A 19,831-nucleotide genomic window follows, 5' to 3' on the forward strand; every position below is an offset into this window, starting at 1 on the left:
GCAATGAAGAGGTTTTTGACGATGGTTTCTGCTGCCTTGCTGACCGGCGCTGGCGCGCCCGCCCCCGCTCCGGCGGACGATCCGTTCGTCTGGCTGGAGGACTGGACCGGGCCGCGCGCGATGCAGTGGGTGGAGACGGAGAACAAGGCGACCGTCGCCACGCTGCAGGGCGATCCGCGCTATGCCGACTATTACAGGCAAGCGCTGGCGATCGCATCGGCCAAGGACCGGATCGCGATGCCGATGCTGATCCATGGCCGCATCTATAATTTCTGGCGCGATGCCGACCATCCGCAGGGCGTGTGGCGCTATACGTCCGAGGCCGATTATGCGGCGGCGTCGCCGAGCTGGACGACCGTGCTGGACCTGGATGCGCTGTCCAAGGCGGAAGGGAAGAAGTGGGTGTGGAAGGGCGCGACCATCCTCGACCCCGAGGAGCGGATCGCACTGCTGGCGCTGTCGGACGGCGGCGAGGATGCGGTGCGGCTGCGCGAGTTCGACCTGGTCGATGGCCGTTTCGTGCCGGGCGGGTTCGATATTCCCAACGCCAAGCAGAATGCCGAATGGCTGGACAAGGATAGGCTGCTGCTGGCGCGCGACTGGGGGGAAGGCACGATGACCAAGTCGGGCTATCCCTTCGTCATCAAGACGCTGAAGCGCGGGCAGAAGCTGGAAGACGCGCAGGAAGTGTTTCGTGGCGCGGCGAGCGACCAGCTCATGTCGATGCCGATCCTGCTGAGCGACGCACAGGGCAACAGGGCCGCCTTCCTGTTTCGCGGCGTCACCTTCTTCGGCAACGAGACCTGGCTGCTGACGCCGCAGGGGACGAAGCGACTGGCGCTGCCGGCCAAGAGCCAGTTGCAGGGCATGGTCGACGGGCAGGTACTGATCCAGACCAGCGAAGCCTGGACCAGCGGCGGCGTGACCGTGCCGGCGGGCGCGCTGGCAAGTGTGGCGGCGAAAGCCTTGCAGGATGGCGGGGTACTGACGCCCGAGATATTGTTCGCACCGACGCCGCGCCAGTCGATCGACGGGGTGGTGGCGACTAAGAACCGGGTCGTGCTGAGCCTCAACGACAATGTGCGCGGGCGGGTGCGGGTCTATGCGCGCGGGGCCAAGGGCTGGAGCGCGCAGCCGGTCGACCTGCCCGACAATGCGACGATCAGCGCGGTCGCCGCATCCGACAAGAGCGACCAGGCCTATCTGGCGGTGGCCGGCTTCCTGGCGCCGACGACATTATGGGCGATGGACGCGGCTGATCCGAAACCGGTGCAGGTAAAGGCGATGCCGGCGCGCTTCGATGCGGCAGGTCTTGTCGTCGAACAGTTCGAGGCGGTGTCGAGCGACGGGACCAAGATTCCCTATTTCATCGTCCACAAGAAGGGGATGACGCCCGACGGCAGTACGCCGACGATCATGACTGCCTATGGCGGCTTCGAGGTGCCGATGACGCCCAGCTATGCCGCGATCACCGGCAAGCTGTGGCTGGAGCGGGGCAACAGCTTCGTGCTGGCCAATATCAGGGGCGGCGGCGAGTTCGGCCCGGCCTGGCATGAGGCGGGCCTCAAGACCAAGCGCCAGATCATCTATGATGATTTCGCGGCGGTGGCGCAGGATATCTTTGCACGCAAACTGTCGAGCCCGCAGAAATTCGGCATCTATGGCGGGTCCAATGGCGGGCTGCTGATGGGGGTGGCGTTCAACCAACATCCTGACCTCTGGAACGGGGTGGTGATCCAGGTGCCGCTGCTCGACATGATCCGATACGAGCAGATCGCGGCCGGCGCGTCCTGGGTCGACGAATATGGCAGCGTGTCGGTGCCGGAGGAGAAGGCGTTCCTCGAGAAAATCTCGCCCTATGCCAATATCCGCAAGGGGGCGACCTATCCCACGCCCTATATCTGGACCACGACCAAGGACGACCGGGTCGGGCCGCAGCATGCGCGCAAGTTCGCCGCGCGGCTGAAGGAGTTTGGCCTGCCCTATCTCTTCTACGAGGATACCGCCGGCGGCCATTCGGGCGACGCCGATATCGAACAGGGCGCGCGGTTGCAGGCGATGCAGATGGTCTATTTCAGCCAAAGGCTGGAGGGGAAATAGGGGTTCGGCCGCGTAGACAAATTCAGCACGCGCCGAATGGCCGGGATGGGTGGGTTGCGACCGTCAGCTTTCTGATTGTTGCGAGGCCTCGTAGGCGGCAAATGGACCAAGCACCGCTCTGTGTTCGGCCATTCGAGCATAAAACTCAGTCTGGCTGGGCAGCTCATGTGCAAGACCAGCCCAATTGTCTGCAACCAGATTTGCGAAATCCGATGCTTTCATATGATCCACTTTTGTTGGACTTTCTGGTACTGAATAACCCATAGCTTCAATGGCTTGAATAGCTGACCAAGCGGCAAGATTCGGGTTTTCCGCTCGACAAATCACGCTAACAAATGCTCCGATGAAGCGATCGGGGAGCGCTTCTGCACCGGCTTTCACGTGAAGCGGCACTATCCATACATCCAAATCCGCAAGCGGATGTGGAGTATTTTTCTTCCGGCGAAATAGACCCATCTGACTTTCTATATGGGAACAAGCGAGCGTCCGATAGTGGTCGCTTTCAGACCATCCTCCCCTGCCAGGGGAGGTGGATGGCCGAAGGCCAGACGGAGGGGTGTCACTCTCTCGATAGGGAGATACCCCTCCACCACTTCGTGGTTCCCCTCCCCTTCCAGGGGAGGAATTTGCAGCCGCTTATGGTCGCTTCCTGCCAATCACGACCTGCGTCATTCTGACGGAAGTCAGGATCCATTCTGCGTTCCGCCAGAAAGGAAGCGCCGAATGGATCCCGGATCAAGCATGCCCTGAGCCTGTCGAAGGGGCCGGGATGACGTCGGTTCAATGAGGGGATGGCCGGGGCTGACGCGAACGGAAATTGCGAGAATCTTTGGCGAAGCGACAGTTTCGCATTGCATTGCAGCAAAGCGTGGTTTCTGATCGCATCATGCTCAAGGCCGCGCTGCACCACCTGACCGCCTATCGCTATAGCCGCCCGATCCGTCTGGGTCCGCAAGTGATAAGATTGCGGCCCGCGCCGCATAGTCGCACCAGGATTCCCAATTATGCGCTGAAGATCGAGCCGGCGAACCATTTCCTCAACTGGCAGCAGGACCCGCACGGCAACTGGCTGGCGCGGATCGTCTTTCCCGATCCGGTCGATCATTTCAGTATCGAAGTCGACCTGCTGGCCGATCTGGATATCATCAACCCGTTCGACTTCTTCGTCGAACCCTATGCCGAAAATTACCCCTTCAGCTATGACGAGCAGCTGGAGACCGATCTGGCGGCCTATTATGACGTCGAGGCGCAGGGACCGCTGTTCGAGGAACTGGTCGCGCAGCATGCCGCGTTCGAGGGGCGGACGATCGACTTCCTGGTCGATGTGAACAGCAAGCTGCAGCAGCGCATCGGCTATGTCATTCGCATGGAAACCGGGGTGCAGTCGCCCGAGGAGACGCTGGACATCGGCACCGGATCGTGCCGCGATTCCGCCTGGCTGCTGGTGCAGTTGCTGCGTCGGCTGGGCTTTGCCGCGCGTTTCGTGTCGGGCTATTCGATCCAACTGGTTGCGGACGTCGAGCCGATCGAAGGGCCCAAGGGCGTCACCCAGGATGTGGTCGACCTGCATGCCTGGGCCGAAGCCTATGTGCCCGGCGCCGGCTGGATCGCGCTTGATGCGACCAGCGGCATGTTTGCGGGCGAAGGGCATATCCCGCTCTGCGCCACGCCCCATTATCGGTCCGCCGCCCCGATCAGCGGCATGGCCGAGCCGGCCGAGGTCGATTTCAATTTCGCGATGAATGTCAGCCGCATTGCCGAGGCGGTGCGGATCACCAAGCCCTTTACCGAGGGGCGCTGGGCGTCGCTGATGGCGCTGGGCGAGCAGGTGGACGCGGACCTGATCGCGCAGGATGTGCGGCTGACCACCGGCGGCGAGCCGACCTTCGTCGCGGTCGACGATCCACAGGCGGGCGAATGGAATGGCGATGCGGTCGGGCCGACCAAGGCAGGCTATGCCGACCGGCTGATCCGGCGGCTGCGCGATCGGTTCGCGCCCGGCGCGCTGCTGCACCATGGCCAGGGCAAATGGTATCCGGGCGAAAGCCTGCCGCGCTGGGGCTATTCGATCTACTGGCGGGCGGATGGCGTGCCGATCTGGCGCGATGCCGGGCTGATCGCGGGCGAACCGGAGGCGGGCGATACGACCATTACCGCCGAGGATGCCGGCCGCTTCCTCACCGCCATGGCGGAAGGGCTGGGGGTCGAGACCGATTTCGTCCAGCCGGTGTTCGAAGATGCGCTGGCCTGGTCGGTGAAGGAGGCGGAACTGCCCGCCAATACCGAGCCGGGCGACCCCAAGTTCGACAATCCCGAGGAACGCAGCCGGATGGTGCGCGCGTTCGAGGGCGGCCTTTCCAAGACGGTCGGCTATGTGCTGCCGATCCAGCGCTGGCAGACGCAGGCGAGCGCGCCGCGCTGGCAGAGCGAGGTGTGGAAGGTGCGGCGCAAGGCGCTGTTCGCGGTGCCGGGGGATTCGGCACTGGGATACCGCCTGCCGCTGGGCACCCTACCCTATGTGCCGCCGTCCGATTTCCCCTATATCCACCCGCAGGATACGAGCGAGCCGCGCGAACCGCTGGCCGATTATCGTGCCGAGGCGGAAGCCGAAACCAGCGCACCGGCGGAACGGTTCGAGCGGTCCGAAGTCGCCACCGCCGAGCATCAGGACCGGCAGGAACAGGTCTTCATCGAAGGCGCGGTGCGCACCGCCGTCACGGTCGAGCCGCGCGGCAATTTCCTGTCCGTCTTCATCCCGCCGGTGAAGACGCTGGACGATTATCTGGAGTTGATTGCGCAGGTCGAGAAGGTGGCCGAGGCGACCCGCATCCCGGTGCGGATCGAGGGCTATGCGCCGCCGTCCGACCCGCGCGTCAACGTGCTGAAGGTGACGCCCGACCCCGGCGTGGTCGAGGTGAATATCCAGCCGGCCAAAAGCTGGGCCGAGACGGTGGCGATTACCCAGGGCGTCTATGAGGACGCGCGCGAAGTGAAGATGACTGCCGACAAGTTCATGGTCGATGGCCGGTCGGTCGGCACCGGCGGCGGCAATCATCTGGTGCTGGGCGGGGCGAGCGTGAACGACAGCCCGTTCATCCGCCGGCCGGACCTCTTGAAGAGCTTCGTCCTCTACTGGCAGCGGCACCCCTCCCTCTCCTATCTGTTTTCCGGCCTGTTCATCGGCCCGACCAGCCAGGCACCGCGCATCGACGAGGCGCGGCACGACAGCCTCTATGAGCTGGAGATCGCGCTGGCGCAGGTGCCCAATCCGGTGCGCGACGGCGCGGACAAGCTGCCGCCGCCCTGGCTGGTCGACCGGCTGTTCCGTAACCTGCTGGTCGACGTGACCGGCAACACCCATCGCACCGAAATCTGCATCGACAAGCTGTTCTCGCCCGATGGGCCGACCGGGCGCCTGGGCCTCGTCGAGTTTCGCGGGTTCGAGATGCCGCCAGACCCGCAGATGAGCCTGGCCCAGCAATTGCTGCTGCGCGCGCTGACCGCCTGGTTCTGGCGCGAGCCGCAGCAGGGCAATCTGGTGCGCTGGGGCACGGCGCTGCACGATCGTTTCTTCCTGGGCCATTTCGTCTGGGCCGATTTCCTGGAGGTGCTGAACGATCTGCGCCAGGCGGGCTATGACTTCGATCCCAACTGGTTCGAGGCGCAGCGCCAGTTCCGCTTCCCGGTGCATGGCAGCGTGGAGGCCGGCGGCGTCGGGCTGGAGATCAGCCATGCGCTGGAACCGTGGAACGTGCTGGGCGAAACCGGCGCGATCGGCGGCACGGTACGCTATGTCGACAGTTCGACCGAGCGGTTGCAGGTGCGCGTGTCCGGCCTAGTCGCCGGGCGCCATATCGTGAGCTGCAACGGCCGACGTGTGCCGATGACGCCGACCGGCGTGCCGGGCGAGGCGGTGGGCGGCGTCCGCTACAAGGCGTGGGCGCCGGCCAATTGCCTGCACCCCAACCTGCCCGCCAATGCGCCGCTGACCTTCGATATCTTCGATAGCTGGAGCGGGCGGTCGCTGGGCGGCTGCGTCTATCATGTCGCCCATCCGGGCGGGCGCAATTATGACGATGTGCCGATCAACAGCTATGAGGCGGAGGCGCGGCGCAAGGCGCGGTTCCAGGATCATGGCCATACGCCCGGCCCGGTCGACATGCCGCCGGCCGAACCCCCGAGCGAATTTCCGATGACGCTGGACCTTCGGTTCAGGCATCCCGAATATTAGAGGATGACCGACTCGCCTGTCCTGCCGGGTCTCGAAGCGTCCGGCTGGGCCGGCGACTATCTGGCGCGCGCGTCGGGCGGCGATCTGTTCGCCGGGGCGCCGGCGGAGATGGCGCCACGCTGGCGGGCGATGCTGGATCGATTGTCGGAACAGGGACAGGGCGATCCCGCGACGCTGGCCGGTAATGTCGAGCGGCAGGCGCAGGATCTGGGCCTGGCGTTCCGCCTGACCGGCGACGAGCAGGAGCGGCCCTGGCCGCTGAGCCCGATCCCGATGCTGATCGGCGCGGGCGAATGGACCCGGATCGAACAGGGGCTGATGCAGCGGGCCGAGCTGCTGGAGCGGGTGATCAGCGACATCTATAGCGGCCAGAGCCTGGTGCGCGAGGGCAAGCTGCCAGCCGCCGTCGTGACCGGCAGCCCGCATTATTGGCGGGTGATGACCGGGGCGGCGCCGCCGCGTGGCCATTATCTCCATTTCTATGCCGCCGATCTGGGACGCGGGCCGGACGGCGAATGGCGGGTGCTGGCCGACCGGGTGCGCACGCCCGTGGGTGTCGGCTATGCGCTGGAGAACCGGCTGGCGCTGTCGCGCGCGACCGGCGACCTGCTGGGTGCAATGAACACGCGGCGGCTGGCGCCCTTCTTCGCCGACCTGCGCCGGGGCCTGGCGGTCGATTGCCAGCGCGCCGATCCGCGCATCGGCCTGCTGACGCCGGGCCGGTTCAACCAGAGCTATGCCGAGCAGGCGCATCTGGCCCGCTATCTGGGCCTGATGCTGGTCGAGGGTGATGACCTGATCGTCAGCGACGGGCGCCTGTTCGTGCGCACGATCGAGGGGCTGAAGCGGATCGACGGGCTGTGGCGCTGGATGGACAGCCGCTTCCTCGACCCGCTGGCGTTCGACGGGGAATCGCGGATCGGCGTGCCCGACCTCTATGATGCCTGCGCGCGCGGCGGGCTGATGGTCAGCAACTGGCCGGGCGCGGGCGTGATCGAGGCGCGCGCCTTCGCCGCCTTCCTGCCGCAACTGGCCAAAGCATTGCTGGGCACCGAATTGCTGCTGCCCAATATCGCCACATGGTGGTGCGGGCAGGAGCGCGAGCGCGGCCATGTGACCGGCCATCTGGACGAATTGCTGGTCGCTTCGGCCTTCGACCGGGACGCGGCGGGGCTTGGTCCGGCGCGATCGGTGCAGGGATCGACACTGGACGCGGACCAGCGCAGGGCATTGCTGGAGGCGATGGCGCGGCGGCCGATGGACTATGTCGGGCAGGAAGTGGTGAAGCTGTCCACCACCCCGGCGATCGTCGGCGGGCGGCTGACGCCCCTGCCCTTCACCCTGCGTGTGTTCGTGGCGCGCGACGGGCTGGGGCAATGGCGGATCATGCCGGGCGCCTTCGCCCGGCTGGCCGCCCATGGCGATATCCGCGCCGCCTTGATGGGCGAAGGCGACATGTCGGCCGACATGTGCGTGATCGACAGCCAGCCGGTGCCGCCCGACACGCTGCTGGGCGATGGCGGCGCGCCGGCGATCCGGCGGATCGGCGGGCTGTTGCCGACCAAGGCGGCGGACAATCTCTATTGGCTGGGCCGCTATATCGAGCGGACCGAAATGACGCTGCGGGTGATCCGCGCGGTGATCGGCGAATCGATCGAGGTCGATATGGGGCCGTCGTCGGATTCGCCGACCATGGCGCGGCTGGCGGGGCAGCTGGCGCTGTGGGGCGCCACCGGAAACGCGGCGCAGCCGGTCGGTGCGCTGTGCGCGCAGGCGCTGGGCGATGCGCGCCAGCCGGGCAGCGTGCGCGCGTTGATGGCCGTGGTCGCCAATATCGGCGAGGGGCTGCGCGATCGGCTGGCGACCGATTTCTGGCGGCTGGTGCGCCTGCCGCTGCCGGCGTTCGACGGGGCGGTGACCGAGACGCTGCTGGATGCGGCATCGCGCATGATCGAGCGGATTTCGGCGCTGTCGGGGCTGGCGGCGGAGAATATGGCGCGCACCGAGGGCTGGCGCTTCCAAGACATGGGGCGACGGATCGAGCGGGCGATCACCGGATGCCGGCTGACGCTGCTGCTGGGCAGCGACTGGGCGTCGGCCGACGACCTGACCGTGCTGCTCGACCTGCATGACAGCCAGATCAGCTATCGCAACCGCTATCTGACCGGCCCGTCGCTGCCGCCGGTGCGCGATCTGGTGGCGCTGGAGCCGCAGAACCCCCGATCGATCGCCTATCAGGCACTGTGCATTGCCGAGCATGTCGCCGCCTTGCCCACGCTGCGCGGCGATGGGATGCCGGAGGAACCCCAGCGGCTGGCCGGCGCGCTGGCGGCGACGCTGGCGCCGCTGACCGGCGACATGCTGACCATGGCGGCGCTGACCGATATCGAAAGCCGGCTGCTCGCCTTGTCCGACGCGATCGGGCAGCGCTATTTCCTGCAAGTCCGCAAGACGGAAAAGGTCGAGGGCGCAGAGCTGCTGTCATGATCTACCATGTCCGTCACAGAAGCATATTGCGCTATGGCGCGCCGGTGCGGGTCGCCCGCTTCAATCTGCGGTTGCGGCCGATGGCCTGGGCCGGGCAATGGACCGCCGACTATAGCCTGAGCGTCGATCCCGCGCCGCTGTCGATCGAGGCGCGGCCGGGCGCCTGGCCGGTGCATGTCGAGCGGCTGGTGATCGACCAGCCATTGCGGCAACTGACGATCGAGAGCCGGTTCCGCGCCGGGGTGGCCGGCGGCGCGCCGATCCTGCCGCAGGCGGACGACCCCAGCATCGCCATGGTGGCGCGCGCGGCGCTGGCCGATCGCGACATCAGCGCCTCTGCCCCCGCGCAATTCCTCTATGCCTCGCCCCGCGCGCCGATGCTGGACGCGATCGGCAGTTGGGCGGGCGCGATGCTGGCGCCCGACCGGCCGATCGTCGCGGCTGCACTGGAGCTTGCGCAGCGGATCAAGGCGGACTTCGCCTATGACCCCAGCGCCACCGATGCCGGCACGCCGGTGGCCGACGCCTTTGCCGCGCGCCATGGCGTGTGCCAGGATTTCGCCCATGTGATGGTGGTGGCGCTGCGCCTCGCTGGCCTGCCCGCCGCCTATGTCAGCGGATACCTCCGCACCTATCCGCCGCCGGGCATGCCCCGGCTGGTCGGCGCCGACGCCATGCATGCCTGGGTGATGCTGTGGTGCGGGCCGACGCGCGGCTGGATCGGCTTCGACCCCACCAATGGCGTCATCACCGGCGAGGATCATCTGTTCATCGCCATGGGCCGCGACTATGCCGATGTCGCGCCGATGGACGGGCTGTTCGTCGGCGGATCGGGCCAGAGCATCAGCGTCGCCGTTGATGTCGTGCCCGAGGACGAGACCGCAAAAGAGGAAGTCGCATGATCGCCGCCATCATCCTGGTCCTGGCCGGCCTTTACTGCCTGGCGCGCGGCGTCATGGACCTGCGCGCGAAACGCTGGGTGTGGGGCGTACTGGGCATCGTCGCGGGAATCGCGATCATGGCGGCACCGATCCCGACGCAGGTGCAGGTGGAACTGCCGGCAGCGCAGGGCCGATAGGGCACAGCTCAAATCCATCCTCCCCTGCAAGGGGAGGTGGCAGCGCGCAGCGCTGACGGAGGGGTATCCCCCTATCGAGAGCGTGACACCCCTCCACCATTTGCGATGCAAATGGTCCCCCTCCCCTTGCAGGGGAGGATCTGCGAGTGTCGGGTTACCACACCCGCTCGAACAGCAGTTTCATGCCGGTCCTGGGGCGGATGGTGAGGCGGCTGATGGGTTCGGGTTTGAAGCCGGCGGGCATGGTGAGGCGGTAGCGGCGGATGACCGAGGCGATCACGGTCATCACCTCCTGCTGGGCGAAGCCGGCGCCGACGCAGACGCGGGGGCCGCGGCCGAAGGGAAACCAGGCCTGTTTCACCATGTCGGCATTGGCGGGATCATCGAACCGGTCGGGATCGAAGGCGTGCGGGCAGGCCCAGTTGTCCTTGTTGCGCTGGGTCAGCCAGGGCGCGACGACCAGCATCGATCCTTCTTCCAGTTGCTTGTCGCGCATCTCCATCGGACAGGTGACTTCGCGCGGGAAGAAGGCGACCGGCGGATAGAGGCGCAGCGTTTCGCGGAAGATGTTGCGGACATGACCCATATCCTTGAGCATCGGCGCGGTCAGCACTGCGTCCCCGGCGATGCCGGCCACTTCGGCGCGGACCCGATCCTGGATATGGGCGCATTCGGCGAGCATGTAGAGCGCCCAAGTCATGGTGCTGGCCGAGGTTTCATGGCCGGCGAGGAAGATGGTCGAGACCTGTTCCATCACCTGTTCGCAGGTGAAATGGGCGCCGGTCTGCGCGTCCTGCACCTCGATCAGCGACTGGAGAATGTCGCGATGGGGCGCCTCGCCCCGGTCATGATAGCCTTCGTAACGAGCTTCCACGATCGGGCGGAACACGTCATGGATGGCGCGGGCCGGCCCTTTCGAGCGCTTTTCGAACCAGCCCGCCGGAATGCCGTAAAGGCGCAGCATCGAGGCCGAATGGGCGAGCCGCTGGAACCGGCCAAAGGCGGTGTGGATGATGTTGGAGCGTTCCTCGTCCAGCGTCTGCGAGAAGAGGGTGCGGAAGATGATGTCGGCCGCGACATGGGTCATCATCGGGTCGATATCGACCGGCTTTGTCCGATCGGCGGCGTCGAGCCGGGCGAGCAGATCGTCGGCGGCGGCGACCATCAGCGGCATGGAGCGATTGAGCGCAGTATGGGCGAAGGCGGGATTGACCATCGCCCGCTGACTCTCCCAATCCTCGCCATTGGCAGAAAAGACCGAATTGCCGATCAGCGGATCGAGATTGCGGACCAGTTCGCTATGCTTGGGGAAGGCGGTGCCGCCCTTGAGGATCTTGTCCACCAACGGCAGTTCGTTGGCGATATACATGGTCTGACCCGGCATGCGGATCTCGCCCATCTTCATCGTATAGCTTTTGTCGAACAGCACATGGATCCAGCTGTGCCAGCCGCGCAGGAAGCGTTTGACGAGGCCGCGCTTCGACTTGGGCGGCTCAGGATAAGGGGGCGTGAAGGGCGCGCTCACGGGATGGTCCGGAAGGCGGCGACCGCTTCGTCCACGGTGCGGCGGCCGGCGGTCAGGCTCACGAAATCCAGCGGCGACAGGCGGTCGCCGACCCTGAGATAATCGAAATGCGCCTCATATTTGTTGGACCAGCCCCCGTGATAATTTTCGGCCAAGTAGAAGAGATGGAAACGTGGCGATAGCATGTCCACCCGCGCGGCAAATTGATCGGCGACAAGGCGCAGCGGATTGACGTTGTAATAGGCTGCGCCGTCGGGCGGCGAGCTGATGTCGACATAGCGGAAAGGCTGGTCGGACAGCGCCTTGAGGTCGGCATGATACCAGCGCGCATCGCGGCGCAGGCCGATGACCGGCACCACCTGCCCCATGCCGACCATGACGAAATGGTCGGGCAGCGGCGCGTGCCCGCGCAGCGCGAGGATACGGCGCAGCAGGCTCATGCCCAGGATCGTGCCGGCGCTGTGGGTGACGAGCTGGATCTCGTCCCAGTCGCCGTCCAGCTCCGCCGCGATGCGGGCGGCGAACTGGTCGAGCCGGGCATTGAGCTCGTCGCCCGGCCCGTCGGCGGCGAGCGCGCCATGATAGGTCATGAAGCGCAGCAGCCAGGGCACGACCAGCTTGTTAAGGATGCGGCCGGAGAAGAAGGCGCTGAGGCCGATGCCGACAAGCGCGGCCGCCCAGAAGGGCAGCAGCAGCGACAGCAGCAGCGCGGGTACCAGCGCCAGCAGCAGCGGGATCAGTATCGCCAGGATCGGCGGATAGAGGATGGTGATGACCGGGCCGCGGCGCAATTTGCGCATCCGCCCGAACTGCATCAGCCGGGCATGGCCGGCATAGGCACGGGCAGCGCGCCAGGCGAGGGTGAAGGGATGGCGGATCCAGACCTTGCCGATCAGGTCTTCCCAGCGGAGATATTCATAGTCGGTCTCGACCCCGGCGCTGGCGTTGGTGACGGTCCAGATCGCGCTGTTGGCGGGGCCAGCGCGCCGCGCGCTGACCTCCACCGCTTCGCCGGTCAGCGCGGTGTAGCGAGCCGCCTGATCGCGATAGAGCTGGTGATAGAAACGGACGCCGCGCGGATCAAAACCACCTAGGTAAAAGACTTTACGCTTGAATTTCTGCACTGCCCCGGTCCTAATCGGGACATGACCACGCCCGAACGCGACTACTGCTATTTCATAGACCATCGCAAATACAACCGGAATGTCGGCTGTAGGAAGCATGACAATATGTACGGCATCAATGGCGGCGGCAGCGAGCGCGACCGCTGGCGCGCCGACATGATCTTCTATCGCCATATGAAGGCCAATGGCGATCCGATGGCGTTGCCCTCGCTGCTCGCCTGCCTGACCTTTGGCTGGTTCTGCTGGAATTATCATCCCGGCAAGGGGCTGTGGCGCGGACAATTGTTGCGCCGCTTCGCAAAGGCGCCCAAGTGAGCGGCATGAGCGATCCCAAGCATGTGAAGGTCGGCCCGGTCACCTTCGGCAACGACCTGCCCTTCGTCCTGATTTCCGGCCCCTGCCAGATCGAAAGCCGCGACCATGCGCTGTTCATGGCCGATGCGCTGGCCAAGGCGGCGGCGGATGCGGGCGTGCCCTTCATCTTCAAGAGCAGCTTCGACAAGGCGAACCGCACGTCGGTATCGGGCAAGCGCGGCGTCGGCATCGACGCGGGGCTGGCGATCCTGGCCGAGGTGAAGGCGGTGCTGGGTTGCCCGGTGCTGACCGACATTCATGGCCCCGAGCAGGTGGAGGCGGCGGCGCAGGCGGTGGATATCCTGCAGATCCCGGCCTTTCTCTGTCGCCAGACCGACCTGCTGATCGCGGCGGGGAAGACCGGCGCGGTGATCAACGTCAAGAAGGGGCAGTTCCTGGCCCCGTGGGACATGGCGGCGGTGGCGCAGAAGGTCGCGTCGACCGGCAATGAGCGCATATTGCTGACCGAGCGCGGCGCGAGTTTCGGCTATAACACGCTGGTCAGCGACATGCGCGCGCTGCCGGTGATGGCGGAAACCGGTTATCCCGTCGTATTCGATGCCACCCATTCGGTGCAGCAGCCCGGCGGGCTGGGATCGGCCTCCGGTGGCCAGCGCGACTATGCGCCCCTGCTGGCGCGCAGCGCGGTAGCGGCCGGCGTGGCGGCGATCTTCGCGGAGGCGCATGAAGACCCGGACAATGCGCCGTCGGACGGGCCGGTGATGCTGAAGCTCGACTGGGTCGGGCCGATGCTGAAGCAGTTGAAGGCGATCGATAGGGTGGTGAAGGGGTAAGTTTCCCCCTTCACCCCGAAAACGCCTTACGGTCGGGCCTGGCCGCGACCGCGCACGATCCATTTATAGGTGGTGAGCCCTTCGAGCGCGACCGGGCCGCGCGCGTGGAGCCGGCCGGTCGAGATACCGATTTCCGCGCCGAGGCCGAACTCGCCGCCATCGGCGAACTGGGTCGAGGCGTTCCACATCACGATCGCGCTGTCGACGGCATTGAGAAAGCGTTCGGCGACCGCCGCATCCTCGGTGATGATGGCGTCGGTATGATGGCTGGCATGGGCGGCGATATGGGCGATCGCCTCTTCCACGCCATCGACCAGCCGGATCGAGACGATGGCGTCGAGATATTCGGTGTCCCAATCCTCGTCCGATGCGGCGACCACGCGTTCGTCCATCGCCTGCACCGCGTCATCGCCACGCACTTCGCACTTGGCGTCGAGCAGCGCCTTCACCAGCGCGGGGGCATGGCCATAGGCGCGGTCGATCAGCACCGTTTCGGTCGAACCGCAGACGCCGGTGCGACGCAGCTTGGCATTCAAGACCAGGCTTTCCGCCATGGCCGGATCGGCCGCACCATCGACATAGCTGTGATTGATGCCGTCGAGATGGGCGAGCACCGGCACCCGCGCCTCTTCCTGCACGCGCGCCACCAGGCTCTTGCCGCCGCGCGGCACGATGAGGTCGACGAAATCCGATGCGCGCAGCAACGCGCCGACCACCGCGCGATCGGTGGTGGGAATGAGCTGCACCGCTTCGGCGGGCAGGCCGGCGGCGGCGATCCCCTCTGCCATGGCAGCGTGGATCGCGCGGTTGCTTTCCTTCGCCTCGCTGCCACCGCGCAGGATCACGGCATTGCCGGCGCGCAGGCAGAGAGCGGCTGCATCGGCGGTGACGTTGGGCCGGCTTTCATAGATGATGCCGATGACGCCCAGCGGCACGCGGACGCGGCTCAATTCCAGACCATTGGGACGCACGGAAGAGTCGATCACGCTGCCGAGCGGATTGTCGAGGATCGCCACCTGATCCACGCCGGCGGCCATGGTGGCAATCCGATCCTCGTCCAGCCGCAGCCGGTCGAGCATCGCGGCGGACAGGCCATTGTCGATGCCATTGTCCATGTCGCGCGCATTGGCGGCGAGGATGGCGGGCGCCTGGTCGCGCAGGGTCTGGGCGGCGCGGCGCAGCGCGTCGACCTTCTGCGCGTCCCCGGCTGGCGCGAGCAGGGCGGCGGCGCGGCGCGCACGCGCGCCCATCTGCGCGATCAGCATTTCGGGGGTCTGCGTCAGGTCGTTCATCGGTAATCTCGCTTCAAATCCGGCAGCGGCTTAGCACGAAAATGTCGCGGGACGGAACCCTGACGAAGCGGGAAGATGGCAGGGAGCGATTGCCGGCGGCCGACCCATGGGTCGCATATGGATCGGCCGTCGGCCGGCAAGATGGTCCTGCCTTATCGATTCGCCTAGCCTTTTTGCGCGGCTGACGCATACCCCATTGGGGGTAAATTGCGTAATTTTCGCAATAAAATCCGTAACTCAGCTGCTCATCATCCCGACGATGCGGACCAGTTGCGATTCCCGGTTGCAGCCCGTCTTGTCATAGATGGAGCGCAACTGGGCCTTGAGCGTCTCGGCCGAGACGCCGCGCCGCGCGGCAATATCGGCACGACTCATGCCCGCGGCCAGATGAATGGCGATATCCGCTTCAGCCGGAGTCAGGCGGAAGGTCCGCATCAGCAGGCGGACATGGCGTTCGGTCGGCGCGCCCACGCGGGCGACGATGATCGCATGCGGCGCGAAGGGTAGCGACCAGGGCCGGGACGGCAGCGGGAAAAATTCCAGCATGATACCCACGCCCCCATCCGCGTCGGCCAGCGCCACCGGATCGGCCTCCCGCGCGGGCGCGTCGACCACGGCCCGGACCGAACGCAGTATGGCGCGCGTCTCATCGCTCCGTTCGCTCTGCAACCAGCCATCACCGACCCGCAGCCGGCTGGTGGAGAGCAGAGCTTCGGCGCGCGGCGTCATGCCCCCTACCCGCCCCGTCGCGTCGAGCAGCCAGCAGGCGCGGTCCATGGTTTCGAACGTGCCGGCCAGCAGCGCGAATCCCTGATGCTCAATCGCGCGCTGCAACCGCACGGCGTTGCGGGCATGGCCAGCGACATGGGCGAACAGGTCGCGCTGGTCCTGATCGGTCCGGCCATCCTTGCGACCACGCAAGAGCGCCAGGCCGATCATCATGTCGGGACCAGCGAAAAGCCGGGTCTGGCAGCCGTCGAAAATATCATAATCGCTGCACAGATCGAGATAGTCGGCAGAACGCAGGCTCTGCCGGGCGATGTCATAATGGGCTTCGTGGACGATGTCCGGGCGCCCGGACAATTGATCGGCCGCGACGCGGAAATTGAGATCGGGCGCGGCCCCATCGATGGTTGCCGACTTGTCGACAATATCCGGCTCTACATCACTGATCCAGTTGAAGCCGGCAGCTCCATGGCCAAAGCCGATCAACTGACCATGGCGCGACCCCGTCGCCTGCGCCATCGCACGGATCGCCTGATCCCACAGATGCGGCTCCAGCGCAGCCGACAGGAAGAGGTCGGCCCACGGATCGCTGCCTTCGGCGTATGACGCCATATAACCCCCTTGTCCCCAAGCAATTGGTTGCTCAAGTCCAGCGCGGAGTCAAACGCGCAGCAGGCCGAATTACGTAATTTCTGCCAGATATTGATACAGATCAGGAAAGATCAGGCCGCCTGGGCCAGCGCCTCGTCCTTGGCCGCGCGGAACAGGCGACAGGGGGGAATGTTGCGCCATTCCAGTTCGTCGCTGACCTGACCGAACAGCGGGTCGATCAGGCGGCGGACATAGCGCGAATATTGGTAGATGATGAAGCTGCCGCCCGGCCGCAGAACGGCGCGCGTCTCTTCGCAGATGGTTTCGCCCACGCCCGCCGGCAGGGTGGAAAAGGGCAGGCCCGAAAGGACGTAATCCGCCTTCTGATAGCCCGCTTCCTTGACGAAGCGGCGCACGTCGGCGGCCGAGCCATGGACGACGCGCAGGCGCGGATCGTCGATCGCATCCTCCAGATAGGCGACGAAATCGAGATTGAGGTCGATCGCCAGCAGGATCGCGTCGGGATGCATGCGATCGAGAATGGCCTGGGTGAAGGTGCCGACACCCGGACCATATTCGACGAACAGGCGGGTCCGTGCCCAGTCGACGCCGTCCAGCGAGCGCGCGACCAGTTGCGACGAGGAGGGGATGACCGAACCGATCATGCCGGGATGCTTCATGAACTGGCGGAAGAACATGGCCCACTGGCTGCGGAAGGAGCGGCTGCCACCGCGCCTCGAAATCCTGGTCTTCTTGTCTTTGAACGGTAGGGAGGCCATCAAAATCCGCCTGACTGACTAACAGAATCGGCCTCGCAAAATTGATGTCCGCTGGCAAGCGGCTTTGCGCGCCACGGGATAGAACGCGCGGCCAGGCGATGGGTTCACCCACCGCCGGCCACGCGCTTATCCCCAATCCGTCAGCGTTCGCGGGCGCGCAGCATGCCGGGCGCGATGAAACCGATCGGATCGACCTGCATCGCGCTCTGCTTCAAGGTCGCCTGGATCTGCTCATATTCCCGTTCCATTTCCGGCGTGACCGAGGCGCGGGTTTCCTCCAGCGCCGCCTCGAAATGAGCCATGGTGACAGCTTCGACCCGCAGCGACTGGCGCAGCGCGATCAGGCCGGCACGGCGGGACAGATCCTCCAGATCCGCGCCGGTGAACCGCTCCGTCCGAGCCGCCAGCTGATCCAGATCGACGTCGGACGCCAGCGGCATCTTCTTGGTATGGATCGCCAGGATGCGCTTGCGCCCGGCCTGGTCGGGCACCGGCACATAAATGAGCTCGTCGAAGCGGCCGGGGCGCAGCAGCGCCGGATCAACCAGGGTCGGCCGGTTGGTGGCGCCGATGACGACCACCGACTGCAATTCCTCCAGCCCGTCCATTTCGGCGAGGATGGTGTTGACCACCCGCTCCGTTACCGCGGGCTCGCCAAGGCCACCGCCACGGGCGGGGACAAGGCTGTCCAGTTCGTCGATGAAGATGACGGTCGGCGCCACCTGACGCGCGCGGGCGAACAGGCGGGCGATCTGCTGCTCGCTCTCGCCATACCATTTGGACAGGAGGTCGCTCGATTTGGTGGCGATGAAATTGGCCTGCGCCTCACGCGCGACCGCCTTGGCCAGCAAGGTCTTGCCGGTGCCCGGCGGACCATAGAGGAGGAAGCCCTTGGCCGGGCGGATGCCCAGGCGCCGGAAGGCGTCGGGATCCTTGAGCGGCAGTTCGACCCCTTCCTTCAGGCGCATCTGCGCATCGTCCAGGCCGCCAATGTCGGCCCAGCCGATATTGGGCGCCTGCACCATCACCTCGCGCATGGCCGAGGGCTGGACCCGCTTGATCGCCGAGAGGAAATCCTCCCGCGTGACGGACAGATCCTCCAGCACGTCGGGCGGGATCGTGCCTTCCTCCAGATTGAGGCGCGGCATTAGCCGGCGCACCGTCTCGATCGCGGCCTCGCGGGTCAGCGCAGCGAGATCGGCGCCGACAAAGCCATAGGTCATGCGCGCCAGTTCGGCGAGGTCGACCCGGTCGCCCAGCGGCATGCCGCGGGTATGGATGCCCAATATTTCGCGCCGGCCGCGTTCGTCGGGAACGCCGACGACGATTTCGCGGTCGAACCGGCCGGGCCGGCGCAGCGCCTCATCGATCGCCTCGGGCCGGTTGGTGGCGGCGATGACGACCAGATTGGTGCGTGGCTCCAGCCCGTCCATCAGGGTGAGAAGCTGGGCGACGAGGCGCTTTTCCGTCTCGCCGGTGACCTGGCCGCGCTTGGGCGCGATCGAGTCGATCTCATCGATGAAGAGGATGGAGGGTGCCGCCTTGGCCGCTTCCTCGAAAATGTCGCGCAGCTTCTTTTCCGACTCGCCATAGGCCGAACCCATGATCTCGGGCCCGTTGATGAGGAAGAATTCGGCTTCCGATTCATTGGCGACGGCGCGGGCCAGCCGGGTCTTGCCGGTGCCCGGCGGGCCATGGAGCATCACTCCCTTGGGCGGATCGACGCCCAACCGCTCGAACAATTCGGGATAGCGCAGCGGCAGTTCGACCATCTCGCGCAGCTGGTCGATCGTTTCCGCCATGCCGCCGACATCGTCATAGGTGACGTCGGCACGGCGGGATTCGCGCGGCTCCTCATATTCCGCGCGCAGCTCCACCTCGGTCTCGGCATCGATATGAACGATGCCCTTGGGCACGGTCGACACCACGATCAGGCGGATTTCCTGGAGCGCATAAGCCGGCGCCGCCAGCATCTGGCGCAGATGGGGTGGCATGTCGCCGGGCGGCACCTGTTGCTGGCCGGCGGTGGCGACGACATCGCCCGCGACGAGGGGGCGTTGAAAGAAAACCCGCTTCAGCGCATCGGGATTGCCCTGGAGACGGAGATTATTTTGTGCAGGCGCGAACACCACGCGCTGGGCCGGACGCGGATCGATCCTGCGCAGCTGGACGAAGTCGCCCGAGCCGACGCCGGCATTAGCGCGCTGCAAACCATCCAGGCGCAGGACGTCCAGACCTTCATCTTCCTTATAGGGGCGCACCACCCGTGCCGGAGTCGATCGCTTGCCGACAATCTCGACAACATCGCCTTCGGCCAGTTGCAATTCGGCCATTACCGTCAGCGGAAGCCGCGCCAAACCGCGCCCGGCATCCTCCGGCCGCGCATTGGCGACCTGAATCCTGCGTCCGCTGCTGTCCTGATCGGCCATGGTCATCCCCGTCCTTTTGGTTGCGAAACGAAGATAGGTAACGCCGGGGGTGAGGGAAAGGGGCCGTGCTTAGTTATGCCCGGAACAAAAAAAGGGCCGGCGCAAGCGCCAGCCCGGAAAGTTTATAGGAGAGGATGCCTGAAAGGCCTTTCCTATGTGCGCTGCAGCAGGTAATTTTGCAAGTGCGAAAAGAATCGGCCGGTTGCAATTTTTGCATCTTGCCATTTGCCGCGTTTTCCTGCTCATTGCAGGTCAGGATGCTTGAACCGGGGAAGCGCGCCGTTCGATAATGACAGATGATGCGACGCAGCGGACCGGCTT

14 protein-coding genes are annotated in these 19,831 nt (G+C 65.7%); 7 read left to right on the plus strand and 7 right to left on the minus strand.

All coding sequences use genetic code 11. From position 1 onward, the window contains the following. Positions 1-3: 3 nt before the first annotated feature. The gene (locus tag JQK15_RS07850; RefSeq protein WP_214864714.1) at positions 4-2,100 is read left to right on the plus strand and encodes a prolyl oligopeptidase family serine peptidase; all 2,097 of its coding nucleotides are present in this window, start codon (positions 4-6) and stop codon (positions 2,098-2,100) included. Between the two features lie 63 nt (positions 2,101-2,163). On the opposite strand, the gene JQK15_RS07855 is transcribed toward JQK15_RS07850, so the two are convergent. Then, positions 2,164-2,556 (minus strand): hypothetical protein, encoded by a 393-nt coding sequence (locus tag JQK15_RS07855; RefSeq protein ID WP_214864716.1) that lies wholly within the window; start codon positions 2,554-2,556, stop codon positions 2,164-2,166. A gap of 430 nt (positions 2,557-2,986) precedes the next feature. On the opposite strand from JQK15_RS07855, the gene JQK15_RS07860 reads away from it, so the two are divergent. Genes JQK15_RS07860 through JQK15_RS07875 form a run of 4 tightly spaced genes read left to right on the plus strand, consistent with a single transcriptional unit; the run spans position 2,987 to position 9,896 of the window. Next, a complete protein-coding gene (locus JQK15_RS07860) occupies positions 2,987-6,331 on the plus strand; it encodes a transglutaminase family protein (RefSeq protein WP_214865123.1) in 3,345 nt (1,114 codons plus the stop codon). Positions 6,332-6,334: 3 nt separating this feature from the next. Next, a complete protein-coding gene (locus JQK15_RS07865) occupies positions 6,335-8,818 on the plus strand; it encodes a circularly permuted type 2 ATP-grasp protein (RefSeq protein WP_214864717.1) in 2,484 nt (827 codons plus the stop codon). Beyond that, positions 8,815-9,720 (plus strand): transglutaminase family protein, encoded by a 906-nt coding sequence (locus JQK15_RS07870; RefSeq protein WP_214864719.1) that lies wholly within the window; start codon positions 8,815-8,817, stop codon positions 9,718-9,720. The genes JQK15_RS07865 and JQK15_RS07870 overlap by 4 nt, the downstream gene beginning before the upstream one ends. Next, a complete protein-coding gene (locus tag JQK15_RS07875) occupies positions 9,717-9,896 on the plus strand; it encodes a hypothetical protein (RefSeq protein WP_125985443.1) in 180 nt (59 codons plus the stop codon). Before JQK15_RS07870 ends, JQK15_RS07875 begins: the two co-directional genes overlap by 4 nt. Positions 9,897-10,050: 154 nt before the next feature. Here JQK15_RS07875 and JQK15_RS07880 read toward each other — a convergent pair whose 3' ends face one another. Together JQK15_RS07880 and JQK15_RS07885 are read right to left on the minus strand one after the other, a co-directional pair. Then, positions 10,051-11,421 carry a cytochrome P450 gene (locus tag JQK15_RS07880; RefSeq protein ID WP_214864721.1) on the minus strand — a complete coding sequence of 457 codons (1,371 nt, stop codon included), beginning with the start codon at positions 11,419-11,421 and terminating at the stop codon, positions 10,051-10,053. Then, positions 11,418-12,545 carry a hypothetical protein gene (locus tag JQK15_RS07885; protein ID WP_214864723.1) on the minus strand — a complete coding sequence of 376 codons (1,128 nt, stop codon included), beginning with the start codon at positions 12,543-12,545 and terminating at the stop codon, positions 11,418-11,420. Before JQK15_RS07885 ends, JQK15_RS07880 begins: the two co-directional genes overlap by 4 nt. A 21-nt stretch (positions 12,546-12,566) precedes the next feature. Between JQK15_RS07885 and JQK15_RS07890 the strand changes: the two genes are divergently transcribed. Together JQK15_RS07890 and kdsA are read left to right on the plus strand one after the other, a co-directional pair. Further along, positions 12,567-12,860, plus strand: a complete 294-nt coding sequence (locus tag JQK15_RS07890) for a hypothetical protein (protein ID WP_029547382.1) — start codon at positions 12,567-12,569, stop codon at positions 12,858-12,860. Positions 12,861-12,865: 5 nt separating this feature from the next. Further along, positions 12,866-13,693: a 3-deoxy-8-phosphooctulonate synthase gene (kdsA, locus tag JQK15_RS07895; RefSeq protein WP_214864725.1), complete on the plus strand. Its 828-nt coding sequence runs from the start codon at positions 12,866-12,868 to the stop codon at positions 13,691-13,693. Between the two features lie 26 nt (positions 13,694-13,719). On the opposite strand, the gene JQK15_RS07900 is transcribed toward kdsA, so the two are convergent. The 4 genes from JQK15_RS07900 to JQK15_RS07915 form a co-directional block, all read right to left on the minus strand. Further along, positions 13,720-14,985 carry a glutamate-5-semialdehyde dehydrogenase gene (locus JQK15_RS07900; RefSeq protein WP_214864727.1) on the minus strand — a complete coding sequence of 422 codons (1,266 nt, stop codon included), beginning with the start codon at positions 14,983-14,985 and terminating at the stop codon, positions 13,720-13,722. A gap of 237 nt (positions 14,986-15,222) precedes the next feature. After that, positions 15,223-16,323: a helix-turn-helix transcriptional regulator gene (locus JQK15_RS07905; RefSeq protein ID WP_214864729.1), complete on the minus strand. Its 1,101-nt coding sequence runs from the start codon at positions 16,321-16,323 to the stop codon at positions 15,223-15,225. A 110-nt stretch (positions 16,324-16,433) separates the two neighbouring features. Beyond that, complete coding sequence (locus tag JQK15_RS07910) at positions 16,434-17,081, minus strand: class I SAM-dependent methyltransferase (RefSeq protein WP_214864731.1); 648 nt, start codon at positions 17,079-17,081, stop codon at positions 16,434-16,436. A gap of 140 nt (positions 17,082-17,221) precedes the next feature. Next, a complete protein-coding gene (locus JQK15_RS07915; RefSeq protein ID WP_214865125.1) occupies positions 17,222-19,510 on the minus strand; it encodes a CDC48 family AAA ATPase in 2,289 nt (762 codons plus the stop codon). Positions 19,511-19,831 lie beyond the last annotated feature (321 nt).

The organism is Sphingobium sp. BHU LFT2 (assembly GCF_018604485.1).
GTDB classification, from domain to species: Bacteria; Pseudomonadota; Alphaproteobacteria; order Sphingomonadales; family Sphingomonadaceae; genus Sphingobium; species Sphingobium yanoikuyae_A.